General features: G+C 63.9%; 15 protein-coding genes and 1 pseudogene. All 16 read left to right on the forward strand.

Features of this window, described 5'->3' with window-relative positions:
* Window positions 1-20: 20 nt before the first annotated feature.
* The 16 genes and pseudogenes from NKI24_RS12550 to NKI24_RS12625 all read left to right on the forward strand — a co-directional run bounded on the left by NKI24_RS12550 (window position 21) and on the right by NKI24_RS12625 (window position 19,534).
* A complete protein-coding gene (locus tag NKI24_RS12550) occupies window positions 21-1,823 on the forward strand; it encodes an adenine deaminase (RefSeq protein ID WP_352745612.1) in 1,803 nt (600 codons plus the stop codon).
* Window positions 1,824-2,744, forward strand: a complete 921-nt coding sequence (locus NKI24_RS12555) for a LysR family transcriptional regulator (RefSeq protein ID WP_352743686.1) — start codon at window positions 1,824-1,826, stop codon at window positions 2,742-2,744. It begins immediately after the preceding gene.
* A gap of 90 nt (window positions 2,745-2,834) precedes the next feature.
* Window positions 2,835-3,335 (forward strand): thiamine pyrophosphate-binding protein, encoded by a 501-nt coding sequence (locus NKI24_RS12560; RefSeq protein ID WP_023674235.1) that lies wholly within the window; start codon window positions 2,835-2,837, stop codon window positions 3,333-3,335.
* A complete protein-coding gene (locus tag NKI24_RS12565; protein ID WP_352449815.1) occupies window positions 3,332-3,940 on the forward strand; it encodes a thiamine pyrophosphate-dependent enzyme in 609 nt (202 codons plus the stop codon). The genes NKI24_RS12560 and NKI24_RS12565 overlap by 4 nt, the downstream gene beginning before the upstream one ends.
* A 7-nt stretch (window positions 3,941-3,947) precedes the next feature.
* A complete protein-coding gene (locus NKI24_RS12570) occupies window positions 3,948-5,513 on the forward strand; it encodes a GMC family oxidoreductase (protein ID WP_352745616.1) in 1,566 nt (521 codons plus the stop codon).
* A 39-nt stretch (window positions 5,514-5,552) separates the two neighbouring features.
* A complete protein-coding gene (locus tag NKI24_RS12575; RefSeq protein WP_352449813.1) occupies window positions 5,553-6,926 on the forward strand; it encodes an amidohydrolase family protein in 1,374 nt (457 codons plus the stop codon).
* A 14-nt stretch (window positions 6,927-6,940) separates the two neighbouring features.
* A pseudogene (locus NKI24_RS12580) lies at window positions 6,941-7,805 on the forward strand (aromatic ring-hydroxylating dioxygenase subunit alpha).
* The gene (locus NKI24_RS12585) at window positions 7,802-10,951 is read left to right on the forward strand and encodes a molybdopterin cofactor-binding domain-containing protein (RefSeq protein WP_352745619.1); all 3,150 of its coding nucleotides are present in this window, start codon (window positions 7,802-7,804) and stop codon (window positions 10,949-10,951) included. The pseudogene NKI24_RS12580 and the gene NKI24_RS12585 overlap by 4 nt, the downstream one beginning before the upstream one ends.
* Window positions 10,948-11,436 carry a (2Fe-2S)-binding protein gene (locus NKI24_RS12590; RefSeq protein WP_352449810.1) on the forward strand — a complete coding sequence of 163 codons (489 nt, stop codon included), beginning with the start codon at window positions 10,948-10,950 and terminating at the stop codon, window positions 11,434-11,436. The genes NKI24_RS12585 and NKI24_RS12590 overlap by 4 nt, the downstream gene beginning before the upstream one ends.
* Complete coding sequence (locus tag NKI24_RS12595) at window positions 11,433-12,938, forward strand: aldehyde dehydrogenase family protein (RefSeq protein WP_352449809.1); 1,506 nt, start codon at window positions 11,433-11,435, stop codon at window positions 12,936-12,938. Before NKI24_RS12590 ends, NKI24_RS12595 begins: the two co-directional genes overlap by 4 nt.
* 112 nt (window positions 12,939-13,050) lie before the next feature.
* Entirely contained in the window at window positions 13,051-14,319 is a 1,269-nt protein-coding gene (dgoD, locus tag NKI24_RS12600; protein ID WP_352745624.1) for a galactonate dehydratase, read from the forward strand.
* A gap of 5 nt (window positions 14,320-14,324) precedes the next feature.
* Window positions 14,325-15,101: an SDR family oxidoreductase gene (locus NKI24_RS12605; protein ID WP_352571181.1), complete on the forward strand. Its 777-nt coding sequence runs from the start codon at window positions 14,325-14,327 to the stop codon at window positions 15,099-15,101.
* 30 nt (window positions 15,102-15,131) lie between these two features.
* Window positions 15,132-16,115: a substrate-binding domain-containing protein gene (locus NKI24_RS12610; protein ID WP_352745627.1), complete on the forward strand. Its 984-nt coding sequence runs from the start codon at window positions 15,132-15,134 to the stop codon at window positions 16,113-16,115.
* A 97-nt stretch (window positions 16,116-16,212) separates the two neighbouring features.
* Window positions 16,213-17,733 carry a sugar ABC transporter ATP-binding protein gene (locus NKI24_RS12615; protein ID WP_352743697.1) on the forward strand — a complete coding sequence of 507 codons (1,521 nt, stop codon included), beginning with the start codon at window positions 16,213-16,215 and terminating at the stop codon, window positions 17,731-17,733.
* 53 nt (window positions 17,734-17,786) lie between these two features.
* The gene (locus tag NKI24_RS12620; RefSeq protein WP_352592539.1) at window positions 17,787-18,731 is read left to right on the forward strand and encodes an ABC transporter permease; all 945 of its coding nucleotides are present in this window, start codon (window positions 17,787-17,789) and stop codon (window positions 18,729-18,731) included.
* Between the two features lie 2 nt (window positions 18,732-18,733).
* Window positions 18,734-19,534: a FadR/GntR family transcriptional regulator gene (locus tag NKI24_RS12625; protein WP_245274602.1), complete on the forward strand. Its 801-nt coding sequence runs from the start codon at window positions 18,734-18,736 to the stop codon at window positions 19,532-19,534.
* The last annotated feature ends 2 nt before the right edge of the window (window positions 19,535-19,536 follow it).

Genomic DNA, 19,536 nt, shown 5'->3' on the forward strand with positions numbered 1-19,536 from the left:
AGAATGAGGCTAGCAACAGAATGACCTCTCTCACGCGCTTTTCCGTCCAGCCGCTCTCGTCCATGACCCGGCGACTGGCCGGTGTCGCTTCCGGGCGAGCCGATCCAGATCTGGTCATTGCCGGCGCACGCGTGTTGTCGACCTATTCGGAGCGCATTCTTCCAGGCCGCGAGATCTGGCTATCGGGAGGACGGATCGCCGCCGTGAAGCCGGCCGGCACCTATAAGGGCGGCAGCGCCCGGATATATGACGCCAGGGGCGGCATCGTCGCCCCCGGCCTGGTCGATCCGCACATCCACATCGAATCCTCGATGGTGACGGCCTGCGCCTATGCCGAGGCGGCGCTGCTCAATGGCACCACGACCCTCTTCTGCGACAGCCACGAGATCGGCAACGTCATGGACGTTGCTGGCGTCGAGGCGATGCTGGAGGACGCGCGCCTGGCGCCGTTGTCCATTTTCCTGACGGTACCGAGCACCGTCCCGGCGACATCGTCGTTGCTGGAAACGGCCGGCGGCGACCTGACAGCCGAGAAGATCGGCGCATTGTTCGACAAATGGCCGGAAGCCGTGGCGCTCGGCGAGAAGATGGATTTCGTGCCAGTGGCTATGGGCGATGAACGCAGCCATGCCATCCTCGCTGCGGCGCTGAAACGCGGCCGCCCGGTGTCGGGACACGTCTATGGACGCGAATTCGTGTCGGCCTATGCGGCCTCCGGCGTCACCGATACCCATGAGGCGATCGACCGCGAGATCGCCGACGACATGCTCGAAGCCGGCATCTGGCTGTTCCTGCGCGGCGGCCCGCCGACGACGCCGTGGCACAGCCTGCCCGCAGCGATCAAGACGATCACGGAACTCGGAGCCTCGCACAAGCGCATCGCGGTCTGCACCGACGACCGCGATGCTGACGACCTGATGCTCTTCGGCCTTGACTGGGTGACGCGCGAGGCGATGAAGGCCGGCATGACGCCGGAGCAGGCCTGGTCTATGGGCTCACTGCATGGCGCGACGCGCTTCGGCATGGAAGGCGAAATCGGAGGCCTCGGTGGCGGCCGCCGTGCCGACCTGGTGCTGCTCGACGACGGCTTCGATCCCGTCAGCACGTGGTATGGCGGCGAACTCGTCGTCGATGACGGCAAGATCACGCCGCTGCTCGACCAGGCCCTCTCGACCCGCTACCGCTATCCGGACGCGGCCTACCACACAGTGAAGCTGCCGAAGCAGATCAAGCTGACGCCGGACCTGCCAACCGCCAAGGTGGTGGCGCATACCATCCGCACCGAATTGCCGGGGATCACGCTCGGCCACCAGAAGATCACGCTCGATCCGGCCAATGACTGGCAGAACCATTTCGACCGCCACGGCCTGTGCTTCGTCACCGTGGTCGAGCGCCATGGCAAGTCGGACGGCAACGTCGCCTACGGGCTGCTCAGCAATTTCACGCTGAAGCGCGGCGCCGTCGCGTCGTCTGTCGGCCACGACAGCCACAACATCATCATCGCCGGGGTCAACGAGGCCGACATGCAGGTGGCGCTGCGGGCGATCGAGGAAACGCAAGGCGGCGTCTGTGTCGTCGTCGACGGCAAAGTAACCGCCATGGTCGAACTGCCGATCGCCGGCCTTTTGTCCGACAAGCGCGTCACCGAGGTCGCGGATGAGGTGAAGATCCTCAAGCGGGAATGGGAGGCGGCCGGCTGCTGCATCCCCTATATGGGCTTCAACCTCATCCCGCTCTCGGTCATCCCCGAAATCCGCATCACCGACAAAGGTCTCGTGCTGGTGCCGGAAATGGAGATCGTCCCGGCCTTCGAGGCCGCCTGAGTGGATCCCTTCCGGCTTGGCCTGGTCTCACCGCGCATCCATTATTTCCAAATGGTCGCGCGGCTGGGCTCGGTGCGCCAGACCGCGCAGGCGCTCAACGTGGCGCCATCCTCTATCAGCCGCGTCATCAAGAGCCTGGAGGACGAACTGGGCACACCGCTCTTCGAACGCGTGCGCCAGCGACTGAAACTGACCAGCGCAGGCGAGCTTCTGCTCTACCACGCGCGTCAGAGCATCACCGAGTTGGCCCGCGCCTCGTCCGAGATCAACGATCTCAGTGGCCTCAACCGCGGCTCGTTGTCCGTGGCAGTCGTGGAGAGCGCGGCGCGCGGGCTGGTGCCGAACGCACTGAAGGAATTCTGGAAGCGCCATCCGCGGATATCGGTCGATGTGCATGTCGCCGGGTCGCAGCGCGCCTGCGATGCGGTTGCCGACGGCGAATGCGATCTGGCGCTTGCTTTCGACGTGCGCGTGCCGCGCAACGTGCGCAAGATCGCGAGCACGCCTCTGCCGCTGGGCGTCGTCGCTCATCCGGACAGTCGCCTTGCCGGCCGCAAGGAAGTGAAGCTGTTCGATCTTGCCGGCGAACAGGTCATCGTCTCGGACAACAGCCTTGCTTTGGGCATTTCGATCGACGATGCGATCGGGCGCTCCATGATCGACATCACGCGACGGTCGCGGACCAACTCGATCGGACTGATGACCGAGATGGTGCGCCTCAACCTCGGCGTGGTGCTTCGCACCAAGCTCGGCATCGAACCGGAAGTGGCTGACGGATCGATCGTTTTCGTGCCGTTGCGCGATTCTCGCATGAACCCGCACCGACTGATGCTGCTCGCCCGACTGGAACGCGAAATGTCGGATGCGGCCTCCGCATTCGCGGCGCTGCTGGCCCGCATGGTCGAGGCGTTGCATGGTTAGTTGTTGCATTTTGCGCATCGATAAAGAGAGTAATTTGTCCCTATCTCGAACAACTGAGCTTTGCGAGACTTCCCGGCCGAAGGGGATGTCATGAAGCAGAGTGCGGTCGACGCGGTCATTCGGGGGCTTAAGCGGGCGGGAGTGAGCATCGTCTGCTACCTGCCCGATTCGCTGTTCAAGGAGCTCTACCCGGCGCTTGATGCCGATCCGGATATCCGCACGATCCGCGTCACCAACGAGGGTGAGGGCGCGGCGATCTGCGGCGGGGTCTTCCTGTCGGGCAAGCGCGCGGCGCTGGTCATGGAAAATTCCGGCTTGCGCGCCTCGGTCGAGCCGTTGGCCCGCATGGGCCTCGGAGCCGGCATCCCGGTCGTGATGCTGATGAGCTATCGCGGCGAGCTTGGCGAGAACAACTGGTGGGCAATCCCGCATGGCATCACCATGGAGCCGGTGCTGAACGCACTGCGCGTTCCGTACCGGATCGTCACCGAGGAGGCGAAGATCGAGCGCGCCATCGTCGACGCCTATTCCTGGTCCTATGCGTCCTACTACCATTCGGCCGTGGCGCTCGGCGGCGAGGTGGTGCGATGAAACGCTTCGACTGCATGAAGGCGCTTGCCGCGCGGTTGAAGGATGAGTTGGTGATCCTTTCGCTCGGCGGCAGCGTCGACGAGTGGTACAACGCCGCGCCGCATATGCGCGAGGCGAGCCTGTTCCAGCAGCAACTCGGCTGCGTCACGCCGCAGGCCTTCGGGCTCGCCGCCGGCCTGCCGCACCGCCGCGTCGTTTCGCTTGATACGGATGGCGGCCTGCTCTTCAATCTGGGCATCCTGGCCACGCTCGGAAACGAACAACCGAAAAACCTCTTCATCGTGGTCTGGGACAATGAGTGCTACCAGTCGATCGGCGGCCCGCCGACGCATACGGCGCTGGGCCGCGTCGACCTTGCCGCGATCGCGCGCGGCGCCGGCGTCGAGAACGCCCATACGGCGCGCACCGTGGAGGAGTTCGACGTGCATTGCGCAAGGGCGCTCGCGATGGAGGCACCCTATATAGTGGTCGCCAAGGTCTCGGGAACGGTTCAGCCGGACATCAAGCGCAAACACAGCGACGGCCGCGAGGACAAGTATATCTTCGTCCGCCACGTCGAGGCGAGCGAACGCATCGTCATCATGGGCCCGAGCGAGCACAACTGACGAGATCATGGGCACCCTCGGACCTGTCGTCCCTCGACGCGCGCTGAAACCCAGCTACGACTACGTCGTGGTCGGCTCGGGTTCCGGTGGCTGTGCGGTGACGCGGCGGCTGGTCGATGCCGGTGCCGACGTCCTCCTGATCGAAGCAGGCCCGACGAGTCTTGGGATCGTGGAGGCCGACGACCCCGGCCAATGGGTGCCGCTTGGCCGCGGCACCTATGACTGGGGCTACGACTATGCTCCGACACCGCGCGTGAACGGCCGTACCATCGGCATCCCGCGTGGCCGCCTGCTGGGCGGCTCAAGCGCCATCAACGCGATGATGTGGTATCGCGGCCACCCACATGATTACGATGCCTGGGAGGCTGGCGGCGCCAAGGGCTGGAGCTTCGCCGACGTGCTGCCCTTTTTCCGGCGCTGCGAGGACTGGCGCGACGGTGCAAGCGAGTTTCGCGGAGCGGGCGGTCCGCTCCGTATCGAGCGGTCGACGGCACTGCACCCGGTCGCGCAGGCGCTGATCGATGGCGCGGCCGAGATCGGTATCCCGGTGATCGACGATCCGAACGGCCCCAGCAACGAGGGGGCGACCGCCGCGAATTTCAACATCTTCGACGGCAAGCGCTGGAGTTCGGCGACGGGCTATCTCGTGCCGATCCTGGATCACCCGATGCTGACGGTGCTGACCGGATCCGCGGCCATCGGCCTGACGGTCGAAGGCAGCCGATGCGTCGCGGTCAAGCACCTCGTCGGCGGCGAAATCTGCGAAACGCGCGCGCAAGAGAGCATCGTGCTAGCGGCCGGGGCCATCGACACGCCGCGCCTGCTGATGCTGTCGGGCATCGGCGATCCGCTCGACCTGAAGCGCCTTGGCATTGCGGTCGTTTGCGCCCTGCCGGGCGTCGGCCGGAATCTTCAGGATCATCCGCTGGCGCAGGCCTGCGTTTTCCGCGCGAAGCGCCCGATCGGACCGATAGTGGGCAATGGCGGTGGCTCGATGGTCAACTGGAAGTCGCGGCCGGACCTGCCGCAGCCCGACCTGCACGCCTTTCCGGTCCAGGGCAACAGCGCCGAACCTGCGATCCGCGCGCGCTACGATCTATCCGGCGATGTCTTTTCCTTCGGTGCGGGCCTGATGCGCTCGAAGAGTGTCGGGCAGCTGAAGCTACTCGACGGCAAGCCCGGCGGGCCGCTCGAAATCCAACCGAACTTTCTGGCGGAACCGGAAGATCTCGACGCCATGGTCACTGCGGTCGAGCTGGTGATGGAGATGGCGGCTGCAAAGGCGAATGCCGGTCTCTTCGGCAGCTTCGCCGCACCCGACCGCCGACTGACCCGCACCGAGACAATCGCCTTCATCCGCGAGGCGTGCTCGACGTTCTTCCACACCTGCGGAACAGCCAAGATGGGCGAGGACGCGATGGCCGTCGTCGACAGCCGCCTCGCCGTGCACGGCCTTGATGGGCTGCATGTTGCCGACGCTTCGGTGATCCCGACGATCCCGACCTGCAACACCCACGCGCCCGCCACTATGATCGGCGAGCGCGCCGCCGATTTCCTGCTCGCGGCAGCTTGAGGATGTCATGAACGACAGAACGCACACGGAGCACTGGCGATGACACGAAGCCTCATCCTTGCGGCCGACACGCTGCTCACTATGGATGAAAATAACCATGTGTTGCCTGACGGCGCCGTGCTGGTCGAGGATGGCCGTATCGCCGCGGTCAGTGCGCTCGCTGCACTGCGTGCCGCGCATCCGGCCGTAGCCGTGAAGAAGCTCGACAATGCGGTGCTTTTGCCCGGGCTGGTCAACGCGCATGCGCATTCCGGTTTCCTGCGCGGCACGGCGGAGCACCTGCCGGTCTGGGACTGGCTGACACTCCATATCAATCCGATGCATCGCGTGCTGCAGCCACACGAGGCCGAGGCGGCGTCGTGGCTCTGCTACGCGGAATCCGTGCTCGGCGGCACGACCACCGTCGTCGACATGTGGCGGTTCATGGAAGGCAGCGCCAGGGCGGCCGAGGCGATCGGCAACCGCCTGGTCGCCGTGCCTTACGTCGGCGAGCATCCCGACTACAACTATTTCGACACGCTCGACATGAACGAGGCGATGATCGAGGGCTGGCATCGCAAGGCGGGCGGCCGCATCAACGTCTGGGTCGGGCTGGAGCATCTGTTTTATGCCGACGAAGCCGGCCAGCGCCGGGCGATCGAACTCGCAAGGAAATACGAGACCGGCTTCCACACACATTGCAGCGAGGCCGAGATCGAGATCGCGGAATTTGAGCGGCGTTACGGCAAACGGCCGATGTTCGCGCTCGACGACCTCGGCTTCTTCGAAACGCCGCGCGCCATGATCGCCCACGCCGTCTGGCTCGACCGGGAGGAGATCGAGCTTATTTCCAAGCGCCGCGTTTCGGTGGCCCACAATCCTGTTTCCAACATGAAGCTGGCAAGCGGCATCGCGCTGGTGGCCGAGATGCTGAAGGCCGGCGTGCCTGTCGGGATCGGCACCGACGGCGAGAAGGAGAACAACAATTTCGACATGTTCGAAGAGATGAAGGTGACTTCGCTGCTGGGCAAGCTGAAGGACCTCGACGCCGCTGCCATGGATAGCTGGCAAGTGCTGCGCATGGCCACCATCGTCGGCGCCAAGGCGATCGGCCTCGATCATGAGATCGGCTCGATCGAGGTCGGCAAGCGTGCCGACATCATCGCGGTCCGCACCGATACGCCGCGCATGACGCCGGTCTTCCGCGACGGACCCTATTTCAATCTCCACCACAATCTCGTCCACGCCGTGCGCGGCAGCGACGTGTCCCTGACGATGGTCGATGGCGAGATCCTCGTCGAGCACGGCGTGCTGCGCACCGGCGACCTGCGCGAGATCATTGCCGAAATCCATCGCGTCGCGCCTGGCCTGTTCGCCCGGCGCGCCGCCTTCCTCGCCGAGAATTCCGGCGGCAGCCTGCAGTGGACCCAATAAGGCGAGCCCCGGTAATGAAGACGACGGACAGGGCGGCACTGGACGATTGGTATGCGGTGGCGACGGTGGCCGACCTGGGTGGCGCGCCGAGCCGCACGCGGCTGCTGGGCCAGGACATCGAACTGGTCCGTGACATCACGGGCGCAATCATCGTTAGGGAGGTCCTGGACGACGACGGCCGCGGCCTCGCGCTGCCTGTCCGACAGCGCTACGGCTGCGTCTGGACGACGCTGGGCGAGCCGGGGAAGGAAATCTTCGAGATCGCCGAGGCGTCGGAGCCCGACCGGCGCTACGTGCCCTGCGGCTGGGTGACGATGCGGGCTTCGGGTTTGCGTGTCGTAGAGAACTTCCTCGACATGGCACATTTCCCCTTCGTGCATACCGACATTCTCGGCTCGGAGCCGCATACGGAGGTGCCGGCCTATCTGAGCGAGATACGTCGCGACGTGGACGAGGTCTGGGCGACCAACTGCACGTTCTTCCAGCCGCGCATCGCCGCCACGGAAAGCTCCGGCGCGTTTGTGCATCTGACCTATCGTGTGCCGAGCCCATTCATTGTCATGCTTTACCGTGTATGCCCCGGAGCGCGCGGTCGGCTCGATGTGATCGCGCTGTTCATCCAGCCTCTCGAGGAAGATCTCTGCCGCGCCCAGCCGGTCATGTATCTCGTCGACTCCGCTTCGACGCAGACGGCGTTGCTCAACTTCGAACAGGTCATCTTTCTGCAATCGGATCATCGTGCAGAACCAGCGGCCGCTGCGCCTTCCGCTCGAGCCGCGGATGGAAATCCCGACACGCGCCGACGGTTCCTCCATCGCTTACCGCCGCTGGCTGAAGGAAAAAGGCATTCGTTTCGGCACGACCGCGGTAGCCACATGACCGGACCGGATCTCCAGGTGCTTCGCCCGGCCTCCGTTGCCGAGGCGCTGTCGTTGGCAGGCGAGGGCGCATCGCAACTGGTCGCCGGAGGCACGGCGCTGCAGCTCGGCTGGGCGAAAGGCCTGCCAAAGCCGCGGCGCCTCATCGACATCGGCCGAATCGCCTGCCTGAAGGGCATCCAACCGGCCGATGACGGCTTTCGCATCGGCTCACTGACGACCCTGGGTGCCTTGGAGCGTGACCGGGCGATAGGCGAGAATTTGCCTCTGCTCGCAGCCGCCGTCCGCGCCACGGCGGGACCCGCCGTCCGCAATCTCGCAACGCTGGGCGGCAACGTCGCCGGGCGCACGGGTTGCCTTCTGCCGGCCCTGCTCGCGATCGACGCGAAGCTGGAGATCGTCTCACCGGCTGGGCGCGCCGTCGTGCCGCTCGCGCAATGGTTGGCCGACGCACCGTCAGCGGCCCTCATTGAGACGATCATCGTTCCACCGCAGCCAACTGCCGCTCGCTGGACCCATCGCAAAGTCGGCCTGCGCGCCGCCTTCACCCCAAGCGTGGCTGGTGTTGCCGGACTGATCGAAACGGCGGACGATCTTGTCACGATCGCGCGGCTCGCGGCCAGCCGCGGCGGCGAAGCAGCCCGTCTTGGCCGCGCTGAAGCGCTGCTCATCGGCCGGCGCCTCCAAGAGATCGATTGGGCCGAGCTGCACGCCGCAATTCTTGCAGAGGCGCCGGCGATCGACGATTCGTGGCGGTCCGGCCGTTATCGGCGCAATGTCGCGGCGAATGCGCTGGTCTTCGGGCTCGGCGGCAAGTTGTCCCAAGGAGCACATTCGCCGCGCCGGCGGACCGTGCCGTCCGGAAAGCCGCCTGCCGAGGTTCTTGTGTCCCGGTCGGAAACCGGCGCACGCTGGTACCAGCGGCCGGACGGCGCGCCGAAAATCGCCGGCCGGCTCGAATACCTGACCGACCATCGCGAGCCCGGTATGCTGGTCGGGCGCATTCGGCGCGCTGGCATTCCCCATGCAAGGATCGTTTCCATCGATACGAGCGCGGCCGAGGCGCTGCCCGGCGTCGCGGCGGTTGTCACGCACCGCGACATTGCCGGCAGCAATGCCTTCGGCATTGTCGTGCAAGATCAGCCGGCACTGTGCTTCGACAAGGTCCGCTATGTTGGCGACGCGGTTGCTGCTGTTGCCGCTGTTGACATGAAGACGGCCGAACGCGCGCTTGCTCTCGTCAGCGTCGAATACGAGCCGCTGCCAATTGTGAGCGATCCCCAACAGGCACTCGCCGCTGGAGCCGAGTCGGTCCACGCCTCAGGCAATCTGCAGTGCAGCTTCGAGTTCACGCGTGGCGATGCCGCCGCGACTTTTGCCAAGGCAGCTCATATCGTCGAGGCTGTCTACGAAACGCCGTGCCAGATGCACGGCTTTATGGAGACGGAGGGCGGCTACGCTTTCGTCGGTACGGATGGTACCCTGAACGTCTTTGCCGGTGGGCAGCATGGCCGCCGCGACCGCATGCAGCTCTCGCGCATCCTCGGTATGCCGCAAGAGCAGATACGGGTGGTCACCAGCCCGACTGGCGGCGCTTTCGGCGGCAAGGACGAGCTGACCGTGCAGCCTGCCCTGGCCCTGCTGGCGCTGAAGACCGGACGCGCCGTGCGGCTGCATCTCGACCGGGCGGAATCCGTCATCGCGGGCACCAAGCGCAATGCCATGCGCATCCATATGCGTACCGCCTGCGACCCCGAAGGTCGGCTGCTCGCACAGCAGGTGGATGTGATCGCGGATGCCGGCGCCTACGCGTCGCTCGGTCCGGGCGTGCTTGAGACGGCCCTCGAACACGCCTGCGGGCCATATGTCGTTCCCAACGTCCTCAGCTCGGGCAGGCTCGCCTACACCAATAACGGCGTCTGCGGCGCGTTTCGTGGCTTCGGTGCCAACCAGATGGCCTTCGCGGTAGAGTGCCAGCTGGACCGGCTGGCCGAAGCCGCCGGCATCGACATTATCGAGATACGGCGCCGCAATTTGCGCGAGCCTGGCACGCGAGGCCATCTCGGCCAGCAGGTCGCGCCGTCCGAACGTTTGGCCGAGATGCTGCAAGCCGCCGCTGCTGACCCGATCTGGGCCAAGCCGCGTGGTCCGTCGTTCGACGGCTGTGAGACGATCGGCGTCGGGATGGCGATGAACTATCAAGGCAACGGACTAGGCACGCTGCCGCCGGACCCGGCCGGAGGCGCGTTGCGCTTGGCTGCGGATGGCATGATCGAAGCGCTCTATGGCCTGGACGAGCTGGGACAGGGCCTGCTCACCTCGGTCAAGGCCGCCGTAGCCGGAGCGCTCGGCTGCGGTCGCGACGATGTCCGGCCGGTCACCGGCGATACGGCGGCGACGCCCGAATCCGGTTCCTCTACCGCCTCGCGCGGCACTCACGTGGTCTGGCGGGTCGCGGCAGTCGCCGCACCAGCTTTTGCGCGTGACCTGCTGGCCGCAGCGGGCCAGCTGCTTTGCCGCGAAGCCGGGACGCTGGCGCTGGCACCCGGCGGTATCGTCGAGCGACATTCCAACAGCGGCTCACTGCTCATGAGTTTCGCCGAGCTTGCCGAGGCGTTGCCTCCCGACCGGCTGCCAGCTGCTGCCGTCAGCTTCGAGTTTCCGAAATCGGACTATCTGGAAGGCAATGCACGCCTGATCTTCGCCTTCGGCGCGACACTGGCGCGCGTTGCCGTCAGCCGCATCACCGGACAGGTACGTGTGCTCGACCTCCATCAGCACACCGCGGCCGGACCGATGCTCGATCCCGCCGCCTATCTCGGCCAGATCGAAGGCGGCGGCGTCCAGGGGCTGGGCTTCACCCTCACCGAGGACGCGGCGATGCGGGATGGCCGGTATCTTGCCGGCAACCTCGACTTCTATATGCTGCCAGGCATTGCCGATACGCCGGAAAGCCTCGCGACCTTCGCATTGGAGGATTTGGACGAGGACGACCCGTTCGGCCCGCGCGGAGTTGGTGAGCTTGGCATTGGCGCCGTGACGCCAGCCATCGTCAACGCGATTGCGGACGCCATAGGGGATTGGCCCGAGCGCATCCCGGTCGATCCAGAATGGGTGCTCGACGCCTTGCGGAGGAGTGCGGCGTGAGTGCCGACATCGAGATCGCCTTTAACCTCAACGGCTGCCGCCAGGCGCTGGCCGTGCCCGCCGAGTTGCGCCTGATCGATCTGCTGCGCGATCATTTCGGCATGACTGCCGCCAAGACGGCTTGCGGCATCGGCCGCTGCGGCGCTTGTTCCGTGCTGATGGACGATCGCGCGGTCAATGGCTGTCTGCTCATGTCGTGGCAACTCGACCGGGCCACCATCATCACGCCGGAGGGTTTCGACGACCTTCCCGAAGCTATTGTCCTGCGCCAGGCTCTGGCGGCCGAAAACGCCTTCCAGTGCGGCTACTGCGCACCCGGCATCACTGTTGCGCTGACCGCTCTGCTGCTGGAGAATCCGGCTCCAGACGAGTCTCAGATCCGCACTGCGCTCGAAGGCAATATCTGCCGTTGCACAGGCTATCATTCCATCATCCGCGGTGCTCTCGCCGCGGTCGAGGCGCTCGCTTGCGGGGTACGGACATGACGGTCATCATTCGAAACGGTGCAGCCAGGCATGCAGGCGTCAAGGCGTTCCTGGCCAAACCCAGAATGCGGCACCTGATCGGCGGCGGCTGGTGCGACGCCAGCGATGGCGCAACCTTGCCCGCGACCGATCCTGCGAATGGCGACACGCTCGCACTGCTGGCGCAAGGCACAGCCGATGACGCCGGCCGCGCCATTGCTGCGGCGCGTGCTGCTTTCGAAGGCGAGAGCTGGCGCGACATGACACCGTCGGCACGCGGTAAGCTGCTATGGCGCATCGCCAACCTGATTGAACGCCATGCCGATGAGCTTGCAGAACTCGAGACGCTTGACCAAGGAAAGTCGCTGAAGACCTCACGCTTCGCCGAGATTCCCGCCTCGGCCGAGCAGTTCCACTATTTCGCCGGTTTTGCCACGAAAATCCTCGGCACGACCATCCCCACCTCCATCAGCTACCAACCGGCGCGCAGCAAGATTTTCGCCTACACGGTGCGAGAGCCGATCGGTGTCGTGGCAGCCATAACGCCATGGAATTCGCCGCTGCTCATGGCCTCGATGAAGCTCGCCCCGGCGCTTGCCGCCGGCTGTACGATCGTGCTCAAGCCAGCTGAGGAAACGTCGCTCACCGCGCTCAGGCTCGGCGAACTGATGATCGAAGCCGGCTTGCCGGACGGCGTCGTCAATATCGTGACCGGTCTCGGTGAAACCGTGGGCGCAGCATTGGCTGCAGATCCCGATGTCGATAAGGTCGCCTTCACCGGCTCGACGGAAGTCGGAAAGATGATCGTCTCCGCAGCGCGCGGCAATCTGAAGAAGCTGACGCTCGAGCTGGGTGGCAAGTCGCCGGCCATCATCATGCCCGATGTGGACATGGGGCTCGCAATCCCCGGAGTGGCTCGGGGGATCTTCGCCAATGCCGGCCAGGTCTGCGTCGCCGGCTCGCGTGTCTATGCGCATCGCTCGATCTACGACCGTCTGGTGGAGGGGCTGGCGGAAGAGGCGCGAAAGCTGCGTCTCGGACACGGGCTTGACCCGGATGCCGACCTTGGTCCGCTGGTCAACGGAACCCAGGCTGCGCGCGTCGCCTTCTACGTCGGCGATGGTGCTTCCAGCGGCGCCGAGATCATCGCCGGCGGCCGGCGCTTCGACAACTTCTTCGAGCCGACCGTGGTTACCGGCGTTCGCCCGGACATGCGCATGATGCGCGAGGAAATCTTCGGCCCGGTCGTTGCCGTGACACCGTTCGACGATGTCGCGGAGGCGTTAAGCCATGCGAACGACTCGCCCTACGGCCTCGCCGCAAGCGTCTGGACCCGCGACCTTTCCACTGCGCATCGCCTTGCCGCACGTATCCGGTCGGGCACCGTCTGGATCAATTGCCATTCCTACTTCTCGCCGGAATTGCCGAAGGGCGGCCACAAGCAATCCGGTTGGGGCTATGAGAACGGCGCACCGGGCCTGGAGAACTATCTCGAGACGAAAACAGTCTGCGCGGTGATTTAGCCGCGCCTTTTCCGCGATGTTCGCGGATCGGAGGCTGACAGCCCTTCCATCGGCGGACAAGGATTGATCGACAATTGCTCGGATCCTCCTGAGGACCAGTTCCTTGACGGCCTTGGTCCACATCGACGTTGCGCTTGACTCGTCCATATTATCCATAATAAATCATACATATCGCCCTCGAAAAAAGGCGGCAGGTCTGGGAGGACCAATGAAAATCACGGCCATCAAGGCGCGCGTCTGCAATGCGGAAATGCGCAACTGGGTCTTCGTCCGGGTCGAAACCGACGAGCCCGGGCTGTTTGGCTGGGGTGAGGCAACGCTGGAATGGAAGACCCGAGCCGTCGTTGGGGCGCTTCAGGACCTTGAGGCCCTGCTCATCGGGCAGGATCCGCGCAACGTGGAGCAGTGCTACCAGATACTTACGCGGCACGGATTTTGGCGTCTCGGCGTCGAGGGAATGTCTGCTGTCAGCGGCATTGAGATCGCGCTCTGGGACATCCTGGGCAAATCATTGGGAGTCCCCGTCTGGCGCCTTCTAGGTGGCCAGGTCCGCGACTATCTGCGCACCTACACGCATCTCGGCCTCGGGGACATGAAGGCGGTCTATGAGACCGGATCCGCGGATGCCATCGTGGAACGCGGACGCATCGTGACGCAGGCAGGCTACGACGCGGTCAAGGTCGTCTGCATTCCCTACACCCACTACGTGTCTCCTACGAAGGCGGTCGATTCTGTTGCCAACATGGTTGGCTCACTTCGCGAGGCGGTTGGCCCGGACATCGACATCATGGTCGATTTCCACGGACGCCCTGCATCGGTTAACGCGGCGATGGATTACCTCAGAGCAATCGAGCCGGCCCGCATCATGTTCGCGGAAGAGCCCGTTCCACCCGAAGATGTTGCCGGACTGGCGCATATTACGGCGCGATCGGCCGTGCCGATCGCGTCCGGCGAACGGCTGATCGGGCGCCGCGAATTCACGCACTCGATCGCAGCCCGTGCCTTCAACATTGCCCAGCCTGATATCTGCCACACTGGCGGTCTGCTGGAGACAAAGAAGATCGCGGCCATGGCGGAAACGGCAGGCATCGGCCTTGCGCCGCACAACCCGCTCGGTCCGATCGCTGGCGTCGCTGCTCTTCACTTCGGCATATCGACGCCAAACGTCGTCATTCAGGAGGAGATGTCCGGTGCCGTCGCCTGGTACGACGAGGTCGTTACCTGGCCAATTCGGCGTAAACCAGGCCGCTGGGACCTGCCCGAACTGCCGGGCCTTGGCGTCACCGTCAATGAGGACGTGATCGTGCGTCACCCCTTTAAGCAGGAAGTGCTGCATGCCCGCAATGCCGTCATGCCGGACGGCACCGTGGTTGACTGGTGAATGCAATGGCAGGCCGGCTGCAAGGAAAGATCGCAATCGTCACGGGCGCCGGCCAAGGCATAGGTGCCGCCACCGCCCGGGCTTTTGCGATGCATGGGGCAAAGACCGTCATTGCCGAACTGAATGCGGCAAGCGGCAAAGCGATCGCCGACGAACTGCGTGCCGGAGGCGCCGACGTATTGTTCGTCGAGACGGATGTCACGGACGCATCCGCGGTCGCGGACATGGTCGCCCGCACGATCACGAGCTATGGCGGCGTCGACGTTCTGGTCAACAATGCCGGTGCCAACGTCTTCTACGAACCATTGATGATGCCGGATGAGGAATGGGAGCGCTGCCTCAAGCTCGACCTCCAGGCCGCGTGGTTCTGCGCCAAGGCGGTTTTGCCGACGATGCTGGCGAAGGGCTCGGGGTCCATCGTCAACATAGCGAGCTGTCACGCCTTCCAGATCATTCCCCATACGTTCCCGTATCCGGTCGCCAAGCATGCACTTTTGGGCCTGACCCGTTCGCTGGCCATCGAATATGCCGCACGCGGTATCCGGGTGAACGCGATAGCACCCGGCTACATCGAGACGCCGATCGCGGAAGCCTACTGGAACACATTCCCGAACCCCGCCGAGGAGAAGCGGCGAGCCTACGACCTCCATCCGCCCAAGCGTATTGGCCGGCCGGACGAGGTTGCAATGACGGCGGTTTTCCTCGCTTCGGACGAAGCGCCGTTCATAAATGCCGAGACGATCACCATCGATGGTGGGCGCTCGGTTCTCTACCACGACTAGCAACCAATAGAGCTCTCAGGGAGGATATTCATGAAAACCACAACAAAGGCTTTGGCGACATTTGCGGTATTGGCTGCCGGACTGATGAGTGGCACAGCAAGCGCAGACGACATCAAGATTGGCTACATCAACAAGATGGGAGACCACCCATGGTTCGTCGCCGAAGTCGGCGGCGCCAAGAAAGCGGCTGAGGCGGCAGGGGCCGCGTTCGTGTCGCAGGACGTTCAGTTCGACGCCAATTTGACGATCACGACCTTCGATACGATGGTCGGCGATGGCGTGAAAGGCATCGCCATCGTTGTCCCCGACAAGGCGCTGGGACCGGTCATCGCGGAGAAAGCAAAGGCCGCAAAAATTCCCTTGGTGGCGGTGGACGACGATATCTACTACCAGGATGGCACCCAGGTCCCCTATGTCGGCATGAATGCTTACAATATCGGTGCGCGGGTGGGCGAAGAGCTTGCCAAGCTCTACAAGGCTGAAGGCTGGGCGGGCAAAGAGGTGCGCATCGCCTCGATCGAGGACCGCAAGGCCGATACCTGCATGCAGCGCAACAAGGGCGCGGAAGAAGCGTTCCTGAAGGCGGTGCCCGATTTCAAGCCGGGCAGCATCGTTCGCGTCCCCTACGACAATACGATGGTCAACGCCATCGATGTGATGACCACCACATTGACGGCCAATCCCAGCGTCACGAACTGGATATTCTATTCATGCAACGATGACGGCGTGCTGGGTGGTGCGCGAGCACTGGAGAATGCCGGCTATTCCGCAGACCAGGGCATGGGGATCGGCATCGACGGGAGCCGCGCCTGCGATGCCTTCGGATCCGGAAAGCCCTCGGCGTTCCGTGGTACGATGTGGCTCAATTCGGAAAATCATGGCGCGCTGGCGGTGAGGATTCTCTTGGCCTCCATCAAGGACGGAACGAAGCTTCCCGTTCAGTCCTTCACCGACCCGGAATACATCACGGCCGACAATTTTGCGTCGGACTACAAAGCCAAGCTCTGCCACTGAACCAGATATGCGTCATGCGCCGCAGTGCGCATGACGCTCTTTGGGCCGGCAGTTCGTCGGCGGGCACACGGGATCGATCCTCGGGAGTGAGCTTTTGATGCAATCGGATTTCTTCTCGCTCGACAGGATATCGAAGCGCTTCGGCGTCGTGCAGGCGCTCGACAATGTCTCGATTGCCTTTCGGCCAGGAGAGGTGCTTGCCCTGGTTGGCGAGAATGGCGCCGGCAAGTCGACAATGATGCGAATTCTCGAGGGCGTGTTCGCACCGGACACCGGCACCGTGCTGCATGGCTCCACGCCGATCGTTTTCAGCGAGCCGCGCGACAGCCACAGAGCCGGAATACGCGTCATCCATCAGGAGCCGGAGATCGTTCCGAACCTGACCGTGGCCGAGAACATTTTCGTCGGCGAACTGCCGCGGCTGGCAGGCGTCCTGCTCGACTGGCACAGGCTCGAGGACCAGACTGATAAGGTGCTTGCGACCTTCGGCATGCAGCAGGATATGCTGCCGCGTCAACTCTGCAGCACACTCGGTCCGGCACAGCGCCAGATGATCGAAATCATGCGCGCCATACGTGCCGGCGGCCGGCTGATCGCATTCGATGAGCCGACCTCGTCACTGACCGACGACGAAGCGCGCCGTCTGTTTTCAGTAATTCGCCGGCTGCGCGGCGCGGGCACTTCGATCGTCTACATCTCTCACAGGCTGAACGAGGTCATCGACCTTGCGGATCGCATTGTCGTGTTGCGGGACGGCCGGCTGGTCGATGATTCCCCCGCTGCCGGTGCCAGTGAGCAGACCATAGCCAAGCTCATGGTGGGCCGCGACATAGCCGATCTGTTTACGCGCGAGACGTGGCAATCGGGGCAACCGTTGCTGGAGGTGGCGGGCCTGACCACCGACCACGTCACCGATGTGAGCCTCAAGGTCCGCCGTGGCGAGGTGCTCGGCATTGCCGGCCTTATGGGTGCGGGTCGATCCGAACTGGCAAAGGCGATTGTCGGCTATGATAGGCGCGTCGACGGAACCATAACGATGAATGGTGTGCCCGTTGGCCCTAACAGCCCGCATGCAGCGATCGTGGCGGGCATCGGCTTTGCCCCGGAAGACCGCAAGCACGAGGCGCTGCTGTTGTTCCGAAGCATTCTTGATAACGCCTCGCTTTGCGTGCCCGACAGAACGTCGACCTTCGGCTTCTTCAACCGGCGCAAGGCACTGGAAATCGTCTCACCGCTTGCAGCAAAGATGTCGATCAAGGCGCCCAACCTCGACGAACAGGTTTCGAAATTATCGGGTGGCAACCAACAGAAGGTCGTTCTCGCGCGCTGGCTTGCGCGGCAGCCGATGCTTCTCATCCTCGACGAGCCGACCCGCGGCATCGACATCGGCGCCAAGGCGGAAATCTATCGCCTGATCGACGAACTCGCCGCCAGCGGCATCGGCATAATCCTGATTTCCTCGGAAATGCCGGAACTGATCGGGCTGGCCGACAGGGTGCTTGTTATGGCTGGAGGCCGGATCACGGCCGAACTTTCCCGCCCTGACATCGACGAGGCCACGATCCTGAGACATGCCATGCCTCAATCTGCAGCATCGCTTGGAGGACAAATTCAGTGAACAGCCTTGAGCTCAGGACAGCAACAACCCGAACCGGCAAAAGGCGCGCTTCCTTGCGCATCGCAGAGCGCATCGGCATTCACAACATAAGCCTTCTTGTTGCTCTCGCCATTCTCGTGCTCATTTTCGGCACCCTGAGAGGCGACGTGTTCTTCTCCAGCCGCAATCTGCTGAACATCGGTCTAGGCATTACCATCCTGGGCGTTCTGGCGATGAGCCAGACCGTGGTTATTGTCGCCGGAGGGCTCGATATTGCCGTCGGCGCAATTGTCGGTCTGACCACAGTATCGACGGCAATGGCCATCCAGGCCACCGGATCACCCGCCGCTGGCATTCTTGCCGGCCTGGTCCTGGGCGGTCTTGCCGGCCTCGTGAACGGCATCATCATCACCTATGGGCGGGTCAACGCTGTCATCGCGACTCTCGGTACGATGGCGATCTTCCGCGGCATCGCGTTCATCATGTCCGATGGGCAATCGATCGCGATTTTCAGCGACACTTTCCGCTTCATCGGGATCGGACGAATCCTCGGCCTGCCTCTGCTGATCTGGATTCTCTTGCTGACCGCGATCGTGTTCCATCTCTTCCTTGCCCGCTCGATCGTTGGCCGCAACATCTATGCCCTGGGCGGCAATCCCGTTGTCGCACGCTTCTCCGGCATCAACATCAACCGCTACCGCGTCGGCATCTACATCATGAGTGGAGTGGCGGCCGGATTGGCCGGGATTCTGTTGGCTGCCCGTACCGGCTCCGGGCAGCCCGTATCCGGATCCCAAGGCCTGGAACTCGAGGCCATCACAGCGGCCGTTCTTGGTGGCTGCGCCTTGCAGGGCGGCAAGGGCACGATCGTCGGCGCACTGCTGGGCGTCGCCATCATTGGCGTCCTCAACAACGGAATGATACTGACGTCCGTGCCAACCTTCTATCAGTTGCTTGCCAAGGGCTCGCTGCTGATACTTGCTGTGGTAATTGCCGAGTACCACTTGAACAGGACATGACGATGGACGCGGCGATCGCTTCGACTGGCCAAGGCAAGCAGGACATTCCTGCCGCAGATGGCACCACGTCATCGCTCAAGGATCGCATCGCACGCGATCTCGGACAGCGCATCCTCGCCGGCTCCTACGCCCAGCACTCCGTCCTGCCGACGGAAGCCGAGCTTTGCGTCATCTACGGGGCGAGCCGCACCGCGCTTCGCGATGCTCTTCTGACGCTTTCGGCGAAAGGATTGATCGAGGCGCGCAAGCGGGCCGGGACGCGTGTGCGCGTGTCGAGCGAATGGAACAGGCTGGATGCACAGGTTCTGGAATGGATGCGCGATATCGAGCCCGATCTCGATTTCGTCCGCGGACTGATCGAGGCGCGGCTGGTCATTGAACCCGCTGCCGCCCAACTTGCGGCCAAGATGGCGACGTCAGGCGATCTCGCAGTCATCGAAGCGGCCTATGAAGCCATGCGCATTGCTCCGCAGGACGATCTCGCTGCGTGTCTCGATGCCGACGTCAGGTTTCATACGGCCATCCTGCGTGCCAGCCGCAACCCGGTATTCGCCAATCTCGGCAATATGCTTGCGGCCGCCCTCAGCTTCTCCTTCCGCTTGACCACATCGGCCACCGCTAATTACCAGCAGACGCTGAGCGCGCATGGCGACGTGCTGGAGGCAATCAGGATGCGCAGGGCCGACGATGCACACGATCAGATGAAGGCGCTCATCGGGATCGCGTCGAACGACCTTCTTGCAGTCGCTCGCAAAGGCCGCCATCAACAGCCGATCGCCGCTGCCAAGGCCGATACCGTCTGAAG

The sequence above is a fragment of the Mesorhizobium sp. M0701 genome, from assembly GCF_040320365.1.
Taxonomy (GTDB): Bacteria; Pseudomonadota; Alphaproteobacteria; order Rhizobiales; family Rhizobiaceae; genus Mesorhizobium.

Coding starts and splice junctions, on each gene's coding strand:
- NKI24_RS12550 (WP_352745612.1), top strand. CDS start 21: ATGACCTCTCTCACGCGCTTTTCCGTCCAGCCGCTCTCGTCCATGACC.
- NKI24_RS12560 (WP_023674235.1), top strand. CDS start 2,835: ATGAAGCAGAGTGCGGTCGACGCGGTCATTCGGGGGCTTAAGCGGGCG.
- NKI24_RS12565 (WP_352449815.1), top strand. CDS start 3,332: ATGAAACGCTTCGACTGCATGAAGGCGCTTGCCGCGCGGTTGAAGGAT.
- NKI24_RS12570 (WP_352745616.1), top strand. CDS start 3,948: ATGGGCACCCTCGGACCTGTCGTCCCTCGACGCGCGCTGAAACCCAGC.
- NKI24_RS12575 (WP_352449813.1), top strand. CDS start 5,553: ATGACACGAAGCCTCATCCTTGCGGCCGACACGCTGCTCACTATGGAT.
- NKI24_RS12585 (WP_352745619.1), top strand. CDS start 7,802: ATGACCGGACCGGATCTCCAGGTGCTTCGCCCGGCCTCCGTTGCCGAG.
- NKI24_RS12595 (WP_352449809.1), top strand. CDS start 11,433: ATGACGGTCATCATTCGAAACGGTGCAGCCAGGCATGCAGGCGTCAAG.
- NKI24_RS12605 (WP_352571181.1), top strand. CDS start 14,325: ATGGCAGGCCGGCTGCAAGGAAAGATCGCAATCGTCACGGGCGCCGGC.
- NKI24_RS12610 (WP_352745627.1), top strand. CDS start 15,132: ATGAAAACCACAACAAAGGCTTTGGCGACATTTGCGGTATTGGCTGCC.
- NKI24_RS12615 (WP_352743697.1), top strand. CDS start 16,213: ATGCAATCGGATTTCTTCTCGCTCGACAGGATATCGAAGCGCTTCGGC.
- NKI24_RS12625 (WP_245274602.1), top strand. CDS start 18,734: ATGGACGCGGCGATCGCTTCGACTGGCCAAGGCAAGCAGGACATTCCT.